Origin of the sequence: Vibrio sp. SCSIO 43132, assembly GCF_019904195.1 — a bacterium.
In the GTDB taxonomy this organism is placed as follows: domain Bacteria; phylum Pseudomonadota; class Gammaproteobacteria; order Enterobacterales; family Vibrionaceae; genus Vibrio; species Vibrio nigripulchritudo.
In genome coordinates this window covers 431,287-449,300 of record NZ_CP063199.1, presented here as the reverse complement: position 1 = coordinate 449,300, position 18,014 = coordinate 431,287, and the positions used below count along the sequence as shown (strand labels likewise).

Below are 18,014 nucleotides of genomic sequence, written 5' to 3'. Positions count from 1 at the left end.
CCTAGAATAAGAAGCTAGCAGACAACGAATAAACCTGTGCTCGCGTATCTGGTTTAGGCTCTAGTAATCGAGTTGCCCACAAACCGTGACCGTTTTCGCTTATGTGTACCCAATCCACCTGGGCTTTGAGGCTTATCTGATTGGTCACGTCCCAGCGAGCACCTAAAGACCAGACCGATTGATCGATCCGGGTTGCATTGATTGAGGTAATCGCTGCATTCTGGAGTTGTGCTAACTGAGGGTCGGGCAAGACACTCCAGTCGTTTTGAGCTTGCAACGTGTCTGTACTTGGCTTGAACCATGAACGGGTCAGATATGGCGTCACGGTATCAAAACGCTTGCCCAAGGTAATGTATCCACCCTGCCCCGCAGGTAGAACGGGCTTGTCTGTTTTTACTTTGACGAGTTCACTCAGAACCTGCCAGTTGCCGTCATTATATTCGAGTCCAATCTGACCGTAGCGCACCATGCTACCGATGATGTCCAAACCGGCATTCAGCTCATTTGCTTCGCGGCTAATGGGACCCAACCCTGAATTACCGACATTAGTTAAACCGTTTCGCATGACATTAACCTGTTCAGGGAATCCAGAGTCTACTCTGAGCTGTGCGTAAGAAATTCTTGTTCGCCACACATCCCAATTCGCTACAAGGCTCAGAGATAAAGCACTGTTGCTGTAAAAGCGATTGGGTTCATAACCTTCTTGCAAGTCGGTGGTCGCTTGAGTTGACCCGTACTGGAAAGCGGCTGAAAAACTGATGTCGTCAACATAAAACCGGTAGGTGATATCAGCACCATCGATATTTTGAAGTGGGATCCAACTGTAGATTTCCTGAGGAAGTCGGACCCATAAATGGCCGTAATCAACTCGCCGGGTTTCGGCAAACCAGAAAACGTTGTACCCAAGACGACCGAGACGAATATCCAGATCCGGGTTTGGACGATAAGCGAGAAATGCCAGTTCAAGCCCATCTAGCGCATTATTTCCTGCCCGTTCGGCGATCACATATTGTGCAGATACATCCCATTCATAATTAATGTTGTAGTTGACCTGAGCACCAATTTTAGAATCCGGTAGGAAAGACCCATCGCTATCGGGATCCGCTTTTTGGGTAAGATCACGCATATAGCCAAAGCTATCACTGGTGTCATAGCTATAACCGACGTTACCAAACCCTGAAAAACTCCAGTCCTCAGAAAGAACCGGAAATGAAAGCAATGCGAATAGTAAACTTGTCCCTGTTAACCTCATACACTCTTCTCATGGCAATGTGTTTTCAGCTCAAGTGCTTAAGGAGCCACTAATATGAGTGTAGAACAGTGATGGAATTATCGCTCAAAGATTACGGTTGCTACCGCATAATGACGTTCATCGGAAATGGAAAGATGAACCTGAGTTACGCCGTTCTCATTGGCGTAAGTGAGAGCTTGATTATGCAGTGATAAGAGAGGTTTACCATTTTCATCATTGGTAATAACAAAATCGTGGAAGGTTACGCCTTTGGCAATTCCAGTGCCAAGAGCTTTTGAGGCAGCTTCTTTGGCGGCAAAGCGCTTTGCCAGAAACCGAGCCTGTTGTTTGGTTGAATTGTACTGCGACAACTCTATTGTGGTCAGAATCCGCTTAGCGAAGGCTTCACCAAGCCGGGATAAGGATTTTTCAAATCGCTCAATTTCTGCGATGTCTGTCCCTAATCCAAATATGGACATCTTTACTCCGCTCCGCTTGTAAGTAGCCACCGTGTTACCACAATGGCTATAAGTGCATTGTCTAACGGCGAGCTTCAACCATCACGGCTTTCATGTCGGCAACGGCTTTGTGTAAGCCATCAAACACTGCACGACCAATAATCGAGTGACCGATGTTCAACTCATAGATCTCTGGCAGTGCCGCGATAGGCGCAACGTTGTGATAGGTTAAGCCGTGACCCGCATTCACCTTGATGCCAATACTGTCCGCGTAGCTTGCACCTGCGGCAATCTTCTTCAGCTCGTTAACCTGCTCGGCTTCAGACTCTGCGTCTGCATAGTGACCGGTGTGAAGCTCAATGTAAGGCGCACCGCACGCTTTTGACGCGTCAATCTGTTCGCGGTCAGCATCAATGAATAAAGACACTTTGATACCAGCTTCCGACAGCTTCTGTGTTGCCGCTTTTATTTTCTCAAGCTGACCAACTACATCCAGCCCGCCTTCTGTTGTGAGTTCTTCGCGTTTTTCTGGTACCAGACAAACAAATTCCGGTTTCGTCTTGAGCGCGATTTCGACCATTTCGTCAGTCACCGCCATTTCCAGATTCATACGTGTTTGTAGTGTTTCACGCAGAATTCTAACGTCACGATCCACAATGTGACGGCGATCTTCACGCAGGTGAATGGTAATGCCGTCTGCACCCGCACGTTCTGCGATCTCTGCCGCATGGACGGGATCCGGGTATTTTGTGCCACGTGCGTTACGCAAAGTAGCAATGTGATCGATGTTTACCCCGAGTAAAATTGAGCTCATTTTTCAATACTCCGTGCTCCGGGAAAGCCTGTTCTTGGGAGAAACAGTTCCCTGCTTTTTAGTGGTTTGCCGCCAAGATAAGGCTTTAGTGCCATGCGTGTAAAGCGTTTTGCGGCTTTTAGTTGTTCTTTGGTAGTGAAGCGTCTTTCACTAATGGCAATCAGTTCATTTCCAAGAAAAGTGAGGTTGTCTTTTCGCACGCTGGCGATGAAGCCTTTTTGCTCGCGATAGCGATAAGTCATGTCGGGTTCGACCATTTCTCCAGTGCCAGCACAGTGGAGAAAATCGACGCCATACCCCATTGCTGACAGCAATGCCAATTCAAAACGACGCAGTGCTGGCTCAGGGTTATTGGCCTGAGCCAGTTCAGTCAGAGCAAAGAGATAATCATGGAACAATGCGGGGTATGGTGTTTCGCTTTCCAGTACACGCCCGACCAATTCGTTGACGTACATAGCTGAATAGAGGTGAATACCGGCCAACGGAAGCCCCAGGCTGATGGGTTCTGCCTGCCTTAACGTTCGCATACTGCCTTTACCAGACCATTTCATCAGCAAAGGAGTAAAGGGCTGCAACGCACCTTTCAAATTGGAGCGTTTGCTGCGTGCACCTTTCGCCATAATCGACATACGACCGTATTCTTCACTGAATACATCCAGTATCAGGCTGGTTTCACTGTAAGGTCGGCGATGCAGTACAAAACACCGCTGTAACCCGTCAGACATACACGACTCTCTTCATTATTACTTTTAGTCGAATCCTTTTCGCCACGATCACATTATGTGAAATTCAGGTACAAAAAAGGGAGTGCAACACTCCCTTTAACTTACACCAGAATGGCGTTACAGGTCATCAATGTAACCTAAGCTGCGAAGCGCACGTTCGTCGTCTGCCCAGCCAGATTTCACTTTAACCCAAGTCTCTAAATAAACTTTACGCTCAAAAAGCGCTTCCATATCTAAACGAGCTTCACGACCAATGGTTTTGATCTTCTCGCCGCCTTTACCGATGACCATTTTCTTCTGACCATTGCGCTCAACCAAAATCAACGCGTTGATGTGGAAACCATCAGTCTCGGGGTTGTAGTCGAAACGCTCAATCTCAACCGTTACCGAGTAAGGCAGTTCTTCACCCGTAAAGCGCATCAGCTTTTCACGTACGATTTCAGACGCCATAAAGCGCTGAGAACGATCAGTGACATACTCTTCTGGGAAGTGATGCGTTGCTTTGGGTAAGTGCTCACGTACATGCTTGCGTAGCACATCGATGTTCTTATCGTGCTTCGCAGAGATAGGAACAACGTCAACAAAATCCATCTTTTCAGACAGCGTTTGCATGTGAAGCATCACTTCGTTGCGGTCTTTCACGTTGTCAACCTTGTTAACGCAAAGCACAACAGGGAAGTTCGACTTATTCAGCTTGGTGAAAACCATCTCATCATCACTGGTCCAGTGCGTACCGTCTACCAGGAAGAAAACCAGGTTTACATCACTTAAAGAACTGTTCGCAGCACGGTTCATCAAACGGTTGATGGCGCGCTTCTCTTCAATATGAAGACCGGGAGTATCCACGAATATCGCTTGATAATCGCCTTCGGTATCCACACCCATGATGCGGTGCCGTGTCGTTTGTGGTTTGCGCGACGTGATGGAAATCTTCTGGCCAAGAAGCTGGTTAAGCAGCGTCGATTTACCCACGTTTGGGCGACCAACAATGGCGACAAAACCACAGTGTTGGTTTTCAGTAGAGGTTTCCTGACCTTCTGACGCAAAGTACGCGTCAAGATCGAATTCTTTTTCATCAGACATTGGTAAGTTGTCCTAATGCCAGTTCAGCCGCTGCTTGCTCCGCTTTACGACGGCTGGTGCCTTTACCGATTACAGGCTTTTCCAGTCCTGCTACTTCACACGTGACAGTGAATTCCTGATTGTGTGCTTCACCCTTAATTTTAGTCACAGAATACGCTGGCAGGGGTTTTCTTCTGCCCTGCAAGAATTCCTGTAAACGAGTTTTCGGGTCTTTTTGCGATACGCCAGGCTGAATGGCATCCAAACGAGTCTGATACCAGCTCAGAACAATGCCACGCACCACTTCGATGTCACTATCCAGATAGATAGCACCGATGATAGCTTCAACTGCATCCGCTAAGATCGAATCACGACGGAAACCGCCACTCTTCAGTTCACCTGGACCTAATTTTAAGTACTCTCCCAGGTCAAACTCGCGACCCAGTTCAGCAAGGGTATTGCCACGAACCAATGTTGCACGCATGCGGCTCATATCACCTTCGTTCACCTTAGGAAAACGATGATACAAATCATCAGCAATGACAAAACTTAAAATTGAATCGCCCAGAAATTCAAGACGCTCATTGTGCTTACTGTTGGCGCTGCGATGAGTCAGCGCCAAATGAATCAGCTCAGCATCCTGAAATTGGTAGCCGAGCTGTTTTTCTAACTTACTAATAGGAGTATTCATACTCTCTCGATTAATGTATACCACCGACGCGACTGAATCTTACGCCAGTTGGGATCCAAGACGGCAGAACGCTGTCTGAATCACGTTCAAATTCAAAGCTGATCCAAATACCGACCGCTTTGCCTACTAAATTGCCTTCAGGGACAAAGCCCCAAAAACGGCTATCAGCACTGTTGTCACGGTTATCGCCCATTACAAAGTACTGATCTTGTGGCACAACCCACTCACGAACACCTGGGCGAGGTTGGTAAGCTCTCACATCATCACGAGTCAGTGGGTGAACCAGAATCTGGTGGGTTTCCTCACCCAATTTTTCATCCATCTGAATCATCGGTACACCGATGCGCTCATCCTTGAAGATACTTTCTTGAACATTAGACAACTCAATTGCTTCACAGCTTGAGCCACCTTTACGTTGCACACAAAGCTCTTTCTTTTCGCTGTAGCGAACTACATCACCCGGTAGTCCGACAACACGTTTGATGTAATCAATACCCGGGTTAGGTGGGTATTTAAACACCACAATATCACCACGTTCTGGCTTACCTGTTTCCACCAACTGGGTACGCCAAACTGGGTCTTTTAAGCCATACGCGTATTTTTCCACCAAAATAAAATCACCCACAAGAAGGGTTGGCATCATAGAACCCGATGGGATTTGAAATGGCTCGTAAATGAATGAGCGCAATACCAACACAAACGCAATAACCGGGAAAATGGAGACACTGTTTTCTACCCACCAAGGCTGAGCCGCGACTTTCGCTTGAAGAGAGGCGTCTAAACCTTCGTTTGTCTGACCTTCAATCGCACCAAGCTTTTCCTGACGTCTTTTTGCCAGAACCAACTTCTCAAGCGCCCATACAATGCCAGTTACCAAGGTAACAATCACAAGGATGAGTGAAAATGTATTTGCCATTTACTTCCCTTCGTATTCTTTAGTGGAAAAAGAAGAAAGGGTATCCGATACCCTTTCTGCCTAAGTCTTTGTTTGAGTGCAAAAGTACGAAAAAGTTTAGTCTTTTCCTACATGAAGAATGGCAAGGAATGCTTCCTGAGGAAGTTCCACGTTACCAATCTGCTTCATACGCTTCTTACCTTCTTTCTGTTTCTTCAGAAGTTTCTTCTTACGGCTCACGTCACCACCGTAACATTTTGCGATTACGTTCTTACGCAACTGCTTAACGGTGGAACGAGCAATGATGTGGTTGCCTATCGCAGCCTGAATCGCAATATCAAACATCTGACGAGGAATGAACTCTTTCATTTTCTCTACCAGCTGGCGACCACGAGTCTGAGAATGATCTTTGTGCGTAATCATCGCCAGTGCATCGACAGTATCGCCATTCAGCAATACGTCTACACGAACCATGTTCGATGCTTCAAAGCGCTGGAAGTTGTAATCCAGAGAAGCGTATCCACGAGATGTCGACTTCAGACGGTCGAAGAAGTCCAGAACCACTTCTGCCATTGGAATATCGTAAACAACGGCAACTTGATTACCGTGGTAAACCATATCCACCTGAACGCCACGCTTCTCTACACATAGGGTAATCACGTTACCTAGGTAGTCCGAAGGCACAAGAATGTTACAGCGGGCAATTGGCTCACGAATTTCTTCGATGTCGTTCACCGCTGGCAGTTTCGCTGGGCTGTCAACATACAGCACACCGCCGTCAGTTTTCTCAACTTCGTATACCACGGTTGGCGCGGTGGTAATCAGATCCAGGTCGTATTCACGCTCCAGACGTTCCTGAATGATTTCCATGTGCAGCATGCCAAGGAAGCCACAACGGAAACCAAAACCAAGTGCTGCTGAGTTCTCTGGCTCATAGAACAGAGACGCATCATTCAGGCTAAGTTTGCCCAATGCATCACGGAAGCTTTCATAATCGTCTGAAGATACAGGGAACAGGCCAGCGTATACCTGAGGCTTCACTTTCTGGAAACCCGGTAGTGCTTCTTCACAACCGTTTTTCGCTAGAGTCAGCGTATCACCAACAGGCGCACCAAGGATATCCTTGATACCACACACTACCCAGCCTACTTCGCCAGTTCTGAGAACGTCAGTGTCAACTTGTTTAGGCGTGAAGATACCTAAACGGTCAACGCCCCAAACCTGACCAGTGCTCATTACTTTGATTTTGTCGTTCTTCTTCAGCTCGCCGTTTTTGATTCGAACCAAGGAAACAACACCAAGGTAGTTATCGAACCATGAATCAATGATAAGCGCTTGCAGAGCCCCTTCAGGATCACCTTCAGGTGCCGGGATTGAAGAAACGATGTTTTCAAGAACATCATCAACACCGATACCGGTTTTCGCACTACAACGCGTTGCTTCCATCGCGTCGATGCCGACGATTTCTTCGATTTCTTCTGATACACGCTCAGGATCGGCCGCTGGTAGGTCAATCTTGTTCAGGATTGGCACGACTTCCAGATCCATTTCGATAGCGGTGTAACAGTTTGCCAGGGTTTGTGCTTCTACACCTTGCCCGGCATCGACAACCAATAATGCGCCTTCACACGCAGCCAGAGAGCGAGATACTTCGTACGCGAAGTCTACGTGCCCTGGGGTGTCGATAAAGTTAAGTTGATACGTTTCACCATCTTTTGCTGTGTAGTTTAGGGTCACACTTTGAGATTTAATGGTGATGCCACGTTCACGTTCAAGATCCATGGAATCAAGAACCTGGGCTTCCATCTCGCGATCACTGAGTCCACCACATACTTGGATCAAACGATCAGATAGGGTCGACTTACCGTGGTCGATATGGGCGATAATCGAAAAGTTACGAATGTGCTTCATAGGTTGGTGTGACTAAACTCTTACAAAAATGGATGGGAGAAATACCGATCATTTGTTGGTATTTCGATCAAGTTGGCAGATTCTACCCAATTTCAGGGCTTGCCGCTATCCTGAAATGTACCAATTCCTGTCAAAGGCTTTCCCAGCACTCGAATCAGCGACACTTTTTCTTCTGATTCTTGCTCAAGTTTGCCTATCCAGTGCTTCGCAGAGAGGGTACCTATCCATGCAAACAACACAGACATGCCAATGACAGCAAGCTCACCTGCGCCAAGCAGTGGCTGAAGCCAGAAATGACCAAGCGCCGCACCAACAAACAGAAATGCGATGGGTGACAAATAAATCAATGCCGCAGATTGCAACAGTTGCTTTTCAGGTAAGCCAATTTCAACAACCTGACCAGGAGCAAGAGCTTTTTTGCTCTCCAGATACCAGGCGTGCGCTTTGTTTCCAAACGCTTTGCTCACCACACCTGTACCGCAGCTTTTTTGAGATGAACAACTGGAGCAACTGGTTTGTTGCTCACAGCTGAGTTGGATGCGAAATCCTGATTTAGAGGGGTGACTTGCGACCACAGTCGCCAATGCCGTCATCATAGAGATTATTGGGTTGTCGTTGCCTTCATGGTGACAGATTGTGCCACACGTTTGGCGGTAGAGGGAGGAATATCCCCGACAACGGATATTTCAACGTTACCATTTACAAAGCTGTGCAGAGTTCTGCGCCCCTGACGAACCAGTTGTCCTTTCAGTGAAAGTTCATCTTTTTCAGAAATATAAACGGAAAAGCTGAACAGACCATCGCTGAACATCTGGCTTTCAACCACTTTGTTGGTTCTCGCCATTCGATAACGATTCATTGGGTTAGCTTTAAACCCATTAGGTACCCAGCCAACCTGCCAGAAAGAATTGTCCGTATGGTTTTCTGGAAGCGTGATGACATCAGGCAATTTGACATCGTTCAACCCCGCCAACAAATCAAAGATTTTATCGTTCACCGCATAAGAAATGGTGCGGTACTGCTCTAAAACTTCGCCATCGCGATCGACCAGATCGGCTCGTAATGGTAAGTGGCTACGTTCATCTACCCATAAAACGTATGAGTAACGCTGACCATCTTTTGGCACGACTCGAATCACCTGACAAGGAGTGCCCGCTTCACGAGCTCGCCCGAGTTTGACGAAATCATAGTGCTCTTCGAGTGTGGTTATCTGGGTGTTCAGCAGTGGAATCAGCGGTGCGACCATTTGCCCAGATTCGATAGAAAACGGATCTACATCTGGCTCAATATAGCTGATTTCATTGTTGCGCTTGATGACCTCACGAGAAGGTCCACTTAAATACACTAAATGCGCGAGTTGCTGTTTGTCACGACGACCGTGACGATAAAGAAGGGGTTCAATACTGTTTTTTTTGATTTGAATATAAGACAGCTCGTAGCTCAATTGCTGGCTTGCTTCGTTCATTTGATGCAACAACGCCTCAGCAGAGTCTTCTTCTGCAGAGGCGGCGTATCCATTCAAACTGAACAGTGCCAACACACTGATCAGGATTTTCTTCATTCTATATCCGACTTAGTTGGGTGTACGGCTTCTTCTATTTCTGCGCTGTTGAAGCGAAGCTGCATGTTGTAATCCTGCAGCAATGCATTAACGCGTTTACGTTGCTCCATAAGCTGAGCTTCGTTAGAAGAAGGGGTTGCAGATTCACGTGCTAAGCTTACTGGTTCTGCACTGCCAATCACTGGAATGGTTTGCAAAACAGGCAATTCACTTTGAGATTGAGCGCCATTTTCACCGTTATATTGCTGGACACCAAGAATCACGACCAGCGACACACACGCCGCCATCGCAACCTGACCAAACTGATTTAACCAGCCAGGCATGCTGACACGTGCAACATCAGGTGTTGGCTGTGACTCAACCGCCGGCGTGACGACTTGTTCACTCACATGAACAGGAGAGTGAGCAGGCTCATTCTCTAGCGCGAGTGCTACGCTGTTTGCAATGTCCCAATCAGTGCGCTCTGGGGCTTCCCCCCTCATCACATCACCAATTAAGTGATAGTTCTGCCAAGACTTCAGACCTTCCGCATCGTGTTCAAGCTCAGAAATTAAAGCCTGATCCACGCTTTCTCCATCCATGAGTGCTGAAAGTTGTTCTTTGTCAGCCATTATTTTCACCATTTAACTCATTGACCTAACGCTGTAAAAGAGGCTGAATTTTCTTTTCAACCGCTTCACGAGCTCGGAATATACGAGAACGAACCGTCCCGACTGGGCAATCCATAACCTCGGCTATTTCTTCATAGCTAAGACCATCCAGTTCTCGCAATGTCATTGCTGTTTTCAAATCTTCTGGTAGTGCTTCAATCGCATCAAAAACAACGCTTTTCAATTCTTTGGACAACGTAATGTTTTCTGGGTTCGATATTTCTTTTAATGCACTACCGGTTTCGTAATATTCTGCCTCTTCAGCATCCAAATCGGTTGCTGGCGGTCTGCGCCCTTGGGCAACAATATGATTTTTAGCTGTATTAACGGCGATCCGATATAACCAAGTATAAAAAGCACTTTCTCCCCGAAAATTCGGGATGGCTCTATACGCCTTAATAAAAGCCTCTTGTGCTACGTCTGCGACATCACCAGAGTTGTTTATGTATCGAGAAATCAAGTTGCAAACTTTGTTTTGGTATTTAATGACCAAAAGATTGAATGCTTGTTTATCTCCTCGTTGGACCCGCTCAATTAGTACTTGATCAGTTAACTGCTCGCTCATTCGAGCGTCCACTCCTATTGTTATTTGCACTTACCTTCGCAGGTATGAACATTAAGTTCTGTCAAATGTAGTATTGACACCACCGCCTACATGAGCACTATTGTGACTGATATAGTCAAAGAAAGTTCAACACGACGAATTTTTTTTGCCAAATTTATCTAGCAATGTGATGTAACCTTCATTGTATTTGCCCAAGCAGGTGCAGATAAAGATAATAAACACCACCAAGAAGAAATATTTAATCAGGGGATCGGCGTAGGCTGATTGCCGTAAGAGAGTCAATTTGGGCAGGCTCTAAGATAACCTGGGATTTTTAAAGTTATATGAACGATATCCGAGAACATGAGTGCGACGTGCTGGTGATTGGCAGCGGTGCAGCGGGTCTATCGCTTGCATTACGAGTGGCGCCACACGGGAAAGTCATCGTACTGAGTAAAGGACCGCGCAGCGAGGGAGCAACCTATTATGCTCAAGGTGGTATCGCTGCAGTATTTGATGAGTCCGATAGCATTGAATCACATGTTCAAGACACCCAAATTGCTGGCGGTGGCATTTGTGAAGAAGACACAGTCAAATTCATCGCCGAAAACGCAAAAGAGTGTGTGCAGTGGCTGATAGACGGTGGTGTTCCGTTTGACCGCGAAGAAGATGACTCCGATGAAAGCCCACGCTATCACCTTACCCGTGAAGGGGGTCATAGTCACCGACGCATTCTGCACGCTGCTGATGCGACAGGCATGGCAATGCAGACATCACTGCAAGATAACGCACACAGTCACCCGAACATTCAGGTTTTAGAGCGTCACAACGCGCTGGATTTGATTACCGAAGACAAAGTCGGCGGTGATAAGAAGAAAGTGATTGGTGCCTATATCTGGAACCGTAACCAAGAGCACGTTGAAACAGTGCGAGCTAAGTTTGTTGTGCTGGCTACAGGTGGAGCGTCCAAGGTATACCAATACACCTCTAATCCGGATGTTTCCTCGGGCGATGGTATTGCGATGGCCTGGCGTGCAGGTTGTCGGGTAGCCAATATGGAATTCAACCAGTTCCACCCAACTTGTCTGTTCCACCCGGAAGCGCGTAACTTCCTTTTAACCGAGGCTCTTCGCGGAGAAGGCGCTTATCTAAGACGCCCTGACGGTTCTCGCTTCATGAAAGATTTTGATGAGCGTGAAGAACTTGCGCCACGTGATGTGGTTGCTCGTGCTATCGACTTCGAAATGAAGCGTTTGGGTGCAGACTGCATGTACCTCGACATCAGCCACAAAGATCCAGAGTTTGTCACTAAGCACTTCCCGACTATCGATATGAGATTGAAAGATCTGGGTATCAATATGACCAAGGAGCCAATCCCCATCGTGCCAGCAGCCCATTACACCTGTGGTGGCGTGATGGTCAGCCAGCAGGGCGCAACGGATCTTACTCATCTTTATGCGATCGGAGAAGTCAGCTACACCGGGTTGCATGGCGCGAACCGTATGGCTTCTAACTCACTGTTAGAATGTGTGGTTTACGCTCGTTCAGCAGCAGACGACATTATCAGCAAGCTGGATGAGGCAGAATTAGCCGTTCGCTTACCGGCGTGGGATGAAAGCCAGGTCACATGCTCAGATGAAGAAGTAGTCATCCAGCACAACTGGCATGAGCTGCGCCTGTTTATGTGGGACTACATGGGCATCGTTCGAACGGATAAACGTTTAGAGCGAGCGCTACGTCGTATTCAGCTGCTTCAACAGGAAACTCACGAGTATTATAGTAACTTCCGCGTATCCAATAACCTTTTGGAATTGCGAAACCTGCTTCAGGTTGCGGAGCTGATGGTTCGTTGCGCGATGGAACGCAAGGAAAGCCGTGGGCTCCATTACACTCTGGATTACCCGAATCTTGCCGAAAACAGCGGCCCGACTATTCTGGTTCCGGAAAAGTTTTAATCTGAATATAAATAATTGCACTCAAAGAGCACTCCGGTGCTCTTTTTTATTGCTCCTTAGGATTTGTTGTTCCTAATAATCCAAGGCAGCGTAGCAGCTCTCGATATTCCTCATCGCTGCATGCATCTCGCCAGACAAATAGCCTTGATTTGTCTTCGAAAATCAAAAGCACGCCAACAAACGCTACCTCTGTCCAGGCATGGCTTAACACTCGTTTGTCGCGATTAACATAGAATGTTCGCTCATTCTCCCAGCGCATCAAACCGGTCGGTTCACGAGCCGCAAGAACCCTTCGAAAATAAGGAAAAAGCGTTAAAAATACAAAACAGGTGAGGACGAGTGGAGCAGGTGATGCAACAAATGCCCAGCTTAAGAATGCCAAAAAGGTCAGTTGGCAGAGCCGGGCATAAAATGAATACGAGAGGTTAACGGACTTTACTGAGGTTGTAAGCAACGACTTTGTCTACCATTGCTGCGTGACTCAAATTATCACTCCTGCCATGCCCCATTATCCACGTAAACAGATCAGGATCGTCGCACTCCAAAAGGGAGACGAAATCTTTTTGTTCTTGTTCTGATAGGCTTTCAAACTGCTCTTCATAAAAAGGCATGATCACCACGTCGAGTTCCAACATTCCACGTCGACACGCCCATTTAATCCGTGCTTTTTCTTCGGCGGTGTACATTATTATTCCTTAGCTGACTCCTTTGTAGGTGAAGTGTACCAATCTCATCAGGTCACAACTATTATGCGAGTCACAGAGTGTGATTTGCTTTGATCATTTTGGAGGCTGACAAACCGTCACACTCCGATTACCATACTCTCATCAAACATCTTTTAAGGTTCTGAAACAATGGATTGGCTTGAAACGTTAACGCCCTTTACCCTCTCTTCACAATCCGAGCTGCCCGAGTTAGCCATTTGTCCGCTTTCTTCTTGGGGTACCATTACCATGGTCGGTGATGACAAGAAGTCGTACCTGCAGGGTCAGGTAACGTGTGATGTTGTCTCACTGGAAGCCAATGAGTCGACTTTCGGGGCGCACTGTGATGCTAAGGGAAAAATGTGGAGCATTTTTCGTATCTTCCACCACAATGGTGGTTATGCACTGATTCACCGAAAAAGCGCTTTGAAGACCGAGCTGCATGAAATAAAGAAGTATGCCGTGTTTTCAAAAGTCACGATTGAAGAAAGTGACGAATGGCTTGTAGGCGTGACAGGCATTAATGCGCAAAGCTGGATTGATGCTCGTACGGAATCTCGTGACGATGTTCGTACTATCGAAGGCGGAACCGCGGTAAAAGTCAGCGACGTCCGCTGGGTTCTTTTATTGAACCAAGATGCCGCAAAATCGGTTTTCGATGCCGAGAAAGCACATTGCGTATCTGACACAATCTGGGACAAGTACGATATTTCTGAAGCGCATCCTCGAGTCGACGAAGAAGAGCAATCTCAGTATATTCCTCAAGCAATGAACCTTCAGGCACTAGGTGGTATCAGCTTCACTAAGGGCTGTTACACAGGTCAGGAAATGGTTGCGCGTGCAAAGTATCGCGGAACAAACAAACGGGCACTGTATAAGGTCTCTGGCAGCACCGAGGAAGCCTTACCAAAACACGCGGAACTAGAGCGTGCGGTAGGAGAAAACTGGCGTGGTGCAGGTAAACTGATCGTACAATTTGAGTACGAAGACAACGCAGCTGAAGGCTTGCTGATATTGCCAAATAACTTGGAACCAGACACTGTTCTCCGAGTTAAAGGTCAGGAAAACTCCAAATGGACCATTTCTGCACTTCCATACTCTCTTGATGACGAATAACCTCCACACTCAGGTTACCGAGTATTTAGATAAACAGCAGGTGAGCTTTCGCCTGCTGCCTCACCAGACTCCAGCAGTCAGCATTGAAGACGCAGCGCATCAGCGTGGAATCGATCCTCGCATCATGGTCAAATGCATTCTGCTCAAAGACATGGGCGGGCAATTTGCTCTAGCTTGCGTTCCCGGAGATAAGCAAGCTGACCCCAAAAAAGTGCGAGCCGTTTTGAGCTCAAGACGAATGACATGTGCATCCGCTCCCGAAATTGAGAGCCTGACTGGCTATTCACTTGGATGTGTCACTCCCCTCTTACTCGCAACCCCCATGCCTATCATTTTTGACAGGCAAATCACTTCTTTAACACGTGTCACAATTAGCAGCGGCTCCAACATGGCAGGTATTGAATTGCTCACAAGCGATCTATTGTCTCTTTTATCGCCAACTTTTGCTGAAATTACGCGCTGATTTCTTACTCAAAGTTAATAAACATGTTTCAGAAAACAAAAATAATTGACACAAGTCACATTTAGTAATTTTGATAAGTGAATTTTTATTTTATTTTTATGAATAAATAGTGATCTCGGTAATTATGATGTAGTGTAAATGTTACTTGTTAATATGAGTTCCCCTTGCTCATTTGAGCTTAAAGCCCTCATTTAACAAGGAAAGTGAATCCGCTGAATCAATCAGTTAAATCCACTTTTTGTGTAATGCATCTGTGACTATTCGCCCGATTTTCCTATCGGGCATTTTTTTGCCTGAAACTTTTTTATTTCTGACATGGTCTATTCTTATAAATGTCATAAAACTATGGCAAAGCAATGCAGTTCTTGCTGAAGGGGTTTGTGGCATAAAGTGAGGAGAGTGTCACAGATGAAAGGCATTTATATCATCGAAATGCCGACGGCGGCACAAAACGCTAAAAACATCGCATTAAGCTGTGTTTAACCCCTGTTCAGTCACAATACTGTCACACGAAGTTTCGTATAATTCGTGGCGCAACAAATAATAAGGATAAAAGTATGAGACTGTTTAAGCGCTATACACCTAGTATGATAGCTAAACACATAAGTCGGTTGTTTAAAGGTAGAATTTATATATATGGCGTAGGGAAATTTGAATTCGACAATGGCAAATTGATTCTTCCTGAAAAAGCGGAAAAGCGTCATTTCCAGGCAGTGAAAGAAATCAATCAGGAAATCATGCGGTTAAGATGCGCTCATGCATAATTATTAAATGCATAACAGAGAATTCTAAAGGGTCGGATTACCGACCCTTTTTCATTGCTTCAATTTAGTGAGATGATTTTTTAAGCTTAGTCGCTTCAGGCAAGTGCCCTTTCATTCCCATGGCGTGTTGTATCAGTTCATTTTTGACAACCGGAACCGCATTACTCACAGACAGCCCCACTCCACGGACAAACTTCTTAAGCGGATTGTCACCAGAAAATAGCTCTTTAAACCCTTGCATCGCTGCAATCATTTTTGCGGCTTCTGCTTTTCTCCATCGCTCGAAGGGGCGAAGGTTGCGTTTCAGTCCAATATCTTCACCCTTTTGCCATAGTTGCATGATCTCCTGCACCAGGCTAGCAGCGTCGAGTAACCCCAGGTTCACTCCCTGACCAGCAAGCGGGTGAATGGTGTGTGCAGCATCGCCAACCAGAACAATTCGATCACGTACAAAGTCGCGAGCGTAGCGCATTTTAAGTGGATAAGCCTGACGCTCTCCTTCTACCTGACATAAACCAAGCTTGCCATCAAATGCACTGGTTAGAGCTTTGTTGAACTCTTCTTCCGCCATATCCACCAGCAATTCGGCTTTGAGTGAGTCGATAGACCACACGATCGAACATAAATTAGCTTCTCCTAAAGGAAGGAACGCCAAAGGTCCATCGGGCGTGAAAATCTGCCTCGCTACCCCTTGATGTGGCTCTGCTGTGCGAATATTGGCAACGATGGCTGAATGACCATAATCCCAATGCGTCAGCGGAATGTCGATTTTGTTTCTCAACCAGGAATTCGCGCCATCCGCTCCTACCAGTAACTTGGTGGTCAGTGAGCTTCCTGACTCTAAGGTGACCCAAGCTTCGCTCTCACCCAGCACCACGTCTTTACAACGTTCAGGGGCAAACAGAGTAACGTTATCCTGCTTTTCAACCTGCTCTAGCAGAGCAAGTTGAATGACGCGGTTTTCAACGATGTGCCCTAAGTTTTTCTGATAAATATCAGCGGCATCAAACTCAATCTTGGCAAAGCTATTCTGCTCCCAGACATTCATCGCTTCGTAAGGCGCAGCACGTCGGTTTTCAATACCCTGCCATGCTCCAACATTTCTTAAAATGTTTTCACTCGCCCTGCTTAAAGCGGAAACGCGCACATCCGGCAAATCATATAGCTTGGTATCTGGCAATCGACCTTCAATGACGGCGATTCTTAAATCTGTATCCTGCAACAGCGCGGCAACTGATAGGCCGACCATGCCACCACCAATGATGGTGATATCAAAACTTTGCATCATTATCTTTCTACCATTCCTAGCGCTCTGGCGAGCAAAGATGCTTTTGCCGCCCCTGAGGCTTCAAATGCCATTAATCCTAGATTGCGACCAACACGCATCGGCACGTAGTCGTTAGAAAACAAGTGAACCAGCCCGGAAGTCAGATCCATGGTTTTGTTTCTGTCTTGTTCGCGTCGGGTCCGATAGGCGCTCAGCACCGAGTAGTGACCTGGGTCTTCCAAATGTTTGTTGATTTGTTCAGCCAGTGATGCCACATCACGGATACCGAGGTTAAAACCTTGCCCTGCGATTGGGTGAAGTGTCTGGGCAGCATTGCCGACAGCAGCAAAGCGATGGGATATGATTTGATCACGAGACCGCATCAGCAACGGATACGACGCCCTCTCCCCCACTTTGGTAAATTCGCCAAGTCGCCAGCCAAAGCTTTTTTGCAACGCAGTAAGAAACGCGTCATCAGGCATGCTCAATACTTCTTCGACCTTGTCTGGTCTGAGACACCAGACCAATGACATCCGATTGTCGGACATAGGTAACAAAGCGAGCGGTCCCGAGTCAGTGAATCGTTCAAATGCCTGACCCTGATGTGGCTGCGACAAGCTGATATTAGCGATCAAAGCCACCTGCTCAAAATCGTGCTCGCTGAGCGGCAAGTTCAAGCTTTGTGCCGACGGCGACAAAGCACCATCAGCCGCAACCAACAGTTTGGCTTCAATGTTTTCACCAGATGCCAGTGTAATGATGACCTTTTCGGTGTGCCTTTCGACAGCTTTGACCGATTCAGGGCATAAGAAATCTACATTTGGAGCGGCATCTAGCCTTGACTGATAAATACGACCAACATCAGCTAATTCAACCACATACCCTAAAGCAGGGAGGCTAACGTCGCTTTTGTCAATGTTCGCAATACCAGCATGGCTACGGTCAGAAACATGAATATGTTCGATCGGGGTCGCCAGAGGACGCACCTGTTCCCACAGACTCATCTTTTCAAGTAAAAGTGAGGTGCCATGGGACAAGGCAATAGAGCGCGCATCGTAACCAGGGTGACTGGTATGCTCGACTTTATAGGGCTCAATAACAGCAATCGACAAAGATGAATCGCTGTGTTGCTCCAATGCCAGAGCCAGAGTGGCTCCCGCCATGGCTCCACCAGCGATAACAACATCATACTGCTTCATAACT

At 46.8% G+C, this 18,014-nt stretch carries 20 protein-coding genes; 4 read left to right on the top strand and 16 right to left on the bottom strand.

All coding sequences use genetic code 11. The features are described from left to right. Window position 1: 1 nt before the first annotated feature. The 12 genes from INR79_RS02145 to rpoE form a co-directional block, all read right to left on the bottom strand. Entirely contained in the window at window positions 2–1,252 is a 1,251-nt protein-coding gene (locus INR79_RS02145) for a hypothetical protein (protein WP_223095844.1), read from the bottom strand. A gap of 77 nt (window positions 1,253–1,329) precedes the next feature. Next, on the bottom strand, window positions 1,330–1,710 hold the full coding sequence (gene acpS, locus INR79_RS02140; protein ID WP_004401320.1) for a holo-ACP synthase: 381 nt from the start codon (window positions 1,708–1,710) through the stop codon (window positions 1,330–1,332). A gap of 61 nt (window positions 1,711–1,771) precedes the next feature. Further along, complete coding sequence (pdxJ, locus tag INR79_RS02135; RefSeq protein WP_004401321.1) at window positions 1,772–2,503, bottom strand: pyridoxine 5'-phosphate synthase; 732 nt, start codon at window positions 2,501–2,503, stop codon at window positions 1,772–1,774. Beyond that, window positions 2,500–3,228, bottom strand: coding sequence for a DNA repair protein RecO (recO, locus tag INR79_RS02130; RefSeq protein WP_004401322.1), 729 nt, complete (start codon window positions 3,226–3,228; stop codon window positions 2,500–2,502). The genes pdxJ and recO overlap by 4 nt, the downstream gene beginning before the upstream one ends. 117 nt (window positions 3,229–3,345) lie before the next feature. Next, window positions 3,346–4,311 (bottom strand): GTPase Era, encoded by a 966-nt coding sequence (era, locus tag INR79_RS02125; RefSeq protein WP_004401323.1) that lies wholly within the window; start codon window positions 4,309–4,311, stop codon window positions 3,346–3,348. Next, window positions 4,304–4,981: a ribonuclease III gene (rnc, locus tag INR79_RS02120; protein ID WP_004401324.1), complete on the bottom strand. Its 678-nt coding sequence runs from the start codon at window positions 4,979–4,981 to the stop codon at window positions 4,304–4,306. The genes era and rnc overlap by 8 nt, the downstream gene beginning before the upstream one ends. A 10-nt stretch (window positions 4,982–4,991) precedes the next feature. Further along, window positions 4,992–5,897 carry a signal peptidase I gene (gene lepB / locus INR79_RS02115; protein ID WP_004401325.1) on the bottom strand — a complete coding sequence of 302 codons (906 nt, stop codon included), beginning with the start codon at window positions 5,895–5,897 and terminating at the stop codon, window positions 4,992–4,994. Between the two features lie 96 nt (window positions 5,898–5,993). Continuing rightward, window positions 5,994–7,787 carry a translation elongation factor 4 gene (lepA, locus tag INR79_RS02110; protein ID WP_004401326.1) on the bottom strand — a complete coding sequence of 598 codons (1,794 nt, stop codon included), beginning with the start codon at window positions 7,785–7,787 and terminating at the stop codon, window positions 5,994–5,996. Window positions 7,788–7,879: 92 nt separating this feature from the next. Further along, complete coding sequence (locus tag INR79_RS02105) at window positions 7,880–8,383, bottom strand: SoxR reducing system RseC family protein (RefSeq protein WP_223095842.1); 504 nt, start codon at window positions 8,381–8,383, stop codon at window positions 7,880–7,882. Between the two features lie 5 nt (window positions 8,384–8,388). Then, window positions 8,389–9,348 carry a sigma-E factor regulatory protein RseB gene (gene rseB / locus INR79_RS02100; protein WP_004401328.1) on the bottom strand — a complete coding sequence of 320 codons (960 nt, stop codon included), beginning with the start codon at window positions 9,346–9,348 and terminating at the stop codon, window positions 8,389–8,391. After that, window positions 9,345–9,971 carry an RseA family anti-sigma factor gene (locus INR79_RS02095; RefSeq protein ID WP_223095840.1) on the bottom strand — a complete coding sequence of 209 codons (627 nt, stop codon included), beginning with the start codon at window positions 9,969–9,971 and terminating at the stop codon, window positions 9,345–9,347. Before INR79_RS02095 ends, rseB begins: the two co-directional genes overlap by 4 nt. A gap of 13 nt (window positions 9,972–9,984) precedes the next feature. Then, the gene (rpoE, locus tag INR79_RS02090; protein ID WP_004401330.1) at window positions 9,985–10,563 is read right to left on the bottom strand and encodes an RNA polymerase sigma factor RpoE; all 579 of its coding nucleotides are present in this window, start codon (window positions 10,561–10,563) and stop codon (window positions 9,985–9,987) included. A gap of 323 nt (window positions 10,564–10,886) precedes the next feature. On the opposite strand from rpoE, the gene nadB reads away from it, so the two are divergent. Continuing rightward, window positions 10,887–12,497 carry an L-aspartate oxidase gene (gene nadB, locus INR79_RS02085; RefSeq protein ID WP_223095838.1) on the top strand — a complete coding sequence of 537 codons (1,611 nt, stop codon included), beginning with the start codon at window positions 10,887–10,889 and terminating at the stop codon, window positions 12,495–12,497. A gap of 46 nt (window positions 12,498–12,543) precedes the next feature. Here the strand turns inward: nadB and INR79_RS28235 are convergent, their stop codons facing one another. Both INR79_RS28235 and INR79_RS02075 read right to left on the bottom strand, forming a co-directional pair. Further along, complete coding sequence (locus tag INR79_RS28235) at window positions 12,544–12,879, bottom strand: protein YgfX (RefSeq protein ID WP_316606956.1); 336 nt, start codon at window positions 12,877–12,879, stop codon at window positions 12,544–12,546. Between the two features lie 43 nt (window positions 12,880–12,922). Next, on the bottom strand, window positions 12,923–13,183 hold the full coding sequence (locus INR79_RS02075) for a succinate dehydrogenase assembly factor 2 (RefSeq protein WP_004401332.1): 261 nt from the start codon (window positions 13,181–13,183) through the stop codon (window positions 12,923–12,925). A 168-nt stretch (window positions 13,184–13,351) separates the two neighbouring features. Between INR79_RS02075 and ygfZ the strand changes: the two genes are divergently transcribed. From ygfZ to INR79_RS02060, 3 genes are all read left to right on the top strand, one after another. Then, the gene (ygfZ, locus tag INR79_RS02070) at window positions 13,352–14,317 is read left to right on the top strand and encodes a tRNA-modifying protein YgfZ (RefSeq protein ID WP_223095834.1); all 966 of its coding nucleotides are present in this window, start codon (window positions 13,352–13,354) and stop codon (window positions 14,315–14,317) included. Further along, on the top strand, window positions 14,307–14,780 hold the full coding sequence (locus INR79_RS02065) for an aminoacyl-tRNA deacylase (RefSeq protein ID WP_223095832.1): 474 nt from the start codon (window positions 14,307–14,309) through the stop codon (window positions 14,778–14,780). The genes ygfZ and INR79_RS02065 overlap by 11 nt, the downstream gene beginning before the upstream one ends. 557 nt (window positions 14,781–15,337) lie before the next feature. After that, the gene (locus INR79_RS02060) at window positions 15,338–15,544 is read left to right on the top strand and encodes a DUF1107 domain-containing protein (RefSeq protein WP_004401335.1); all 207 of its coding nucleotides are present in this window, start codon (window positions 15,338–15,340) and stop codon (window positions 15,542–15,544) included. A gap of 64 nt (window positions 15,545–15,608) precedes the next feature. On the opposite strand, the gene INR79_RS02055 is transcribed toward INR79_RS02060, so the two are convergent. Continuing rightward, the gene (locus tag INR79_RS02055; protein ID WP_223095830.1) at window positions 15,609–16,832 is read right to left on the bottom strand and encodes an FAD-dependent 2-octaprenylphenol hydroxylase; all 1,224 of its coding nucleotides are present in this window, start codon (window positions 16,830–16,832) and stop codon (window positions 15,609–15,611) included. Then, window positions 16,832–18,010, bottom strand: a complete 1,179-nt coding sequence (gene ubiH, locus INR79_RS02050) for a 2-octaprenyl-6-methoxyphenyl hydroxylase (protein WP_223095828.1) — start codon at window positions 18,008–18,010, stop codon at window positions 16,832–16,834. The genes INR79_RS02055 and ubiH overlap by 1 nt, the downstream gene beginning before the upstream one ends. Between the last annotated feature and the right edge of the window lie 4 nt (window positions 18,011–18,014).

Bases quoted from the DNA above. Each gene is read 5' to 3' on its own strand.
- INR79_RS02145 (WP_223095844.1), bottom strand. From the start codon at position 1,252: ATGAGGTTAACAGGGACAAGTTTACTATTCGCATTGCTTTCATTTCCG.
- acpS (WP_004401320.1), bottom strand. From the start codon at position 1,710: ATGTCCATATTTGGATTAGGGACAGACATCGCAGAAATTGAGCGATTT.
- pdxJ (WP_004401321.1), bottom strand. From the start codon at position 2,503: ATGAGCTCAATTTTACTCGGGGTAAACATCGATCACATTGCTACTTTG.
- recO (WP_004401322.1), bottom strand. From the start codon at position 3,228: ATGTCTGACGGGTTACAGCGGTGTTTTGTACTGCATCGCCGACCTTAC.
- era (WP_004401323.1), bottom strand. From the start codon at position 4,311: ATGTCTGATGAAAAAGAATTCGATCTTGACGCGTACTTTGCGTCAGAA.
- rnc (WP_004401324.1), bottom strand. From the start codon at position 4,981: ATGAATACTCCTATTAGTAAGTTAGAAAAACAGCTCGGCTACCAATTT.
- lepB (WP_004401325.1), bottom strand. From the start codon at position 5,897: ATGGCAAATACATTTTCACTCATCCTTGTGATTGTTACCTTGGTAACT.
- lepA (WP_004401326.1), bottom strand. From the start codon at position 7,787: ATGAAGCACATTCGTAACTTTTCGATTATCGCCCATATCGACCACGGT.
- INR79_RS02105 (WP_223095842.1), bottom strand. From the start codon at position 8,383: ATGATGACGGCATTGGCGACTGTGGTCGCAAGTCACCCCTCTAAATCA.
- rseB (WP_004401328.1), bottom strand. From the start codon at position 9,348: ATGAAGAAAATCCTGATCAGTGTGTTGGCACTGTTCAGTTTGAATGGA.
- INR79_RS02095 (WP_223095840.1), bottom strand. From the start codon at position 9,971: ATGGTGAAAATAATGGCTGACAAAGAACAACTTTCAGCACTCATGGAT.
- rpoE (WP_004401330.1), bottom strand. From the start codon at position 10,563: ATGAGCGAGCAGTTAACTGATCAAGTACTAATTGAGCGGGTCCAACGA.
- nadB (WP_223095838.1), top strand. From the start codon at position 10,887: ATGAACGATATCCGAGAACATGAGTGCGACGTGCTGGTGATTGGCAGC.
- INR79_RS02075 (WP_004401332.1), bottom strand. From the start codon at position 13,183: ATGTACACCGCCGAAGAAAAAGCACGGATTAAATGGGCGTGTCGACGT.
- ygfZ (WP_223095834.1), top strand. From the start codon at position 13,352: ATGGATTGGCTTGAAACGTTAACGCCCTTTACCCTCTCTTCACAATCC.
- INR79_RS02065 (WP_223095832.1), top strand. From the start codon at position 14,307: ATGACGAATAACCTCCACACTCAGGTTACCGAGTATTTAGATAAACAG.
- INR79_RS02060 (WP_004401335.1), top strand. From the start codon at position 15,338: ATGAGACTGTTTAAGCGCTATACACCTAGTATGATAGCTAAACACATA.
- INR79_RS02055 (WP_223095830.1), bottom strand. From the start codon at position 16,832: ATGATGCAAAGTTTTGATATCACCATCATTGGTGGTGGCATGGTCGGC.
- ubiH (WP_223095828.1), bottom strand. From the start codon at position 18,010: ATGAAGCAGTATGATGTTGTTATCGCTGGTGGAGCCATGGCGGGAGCC.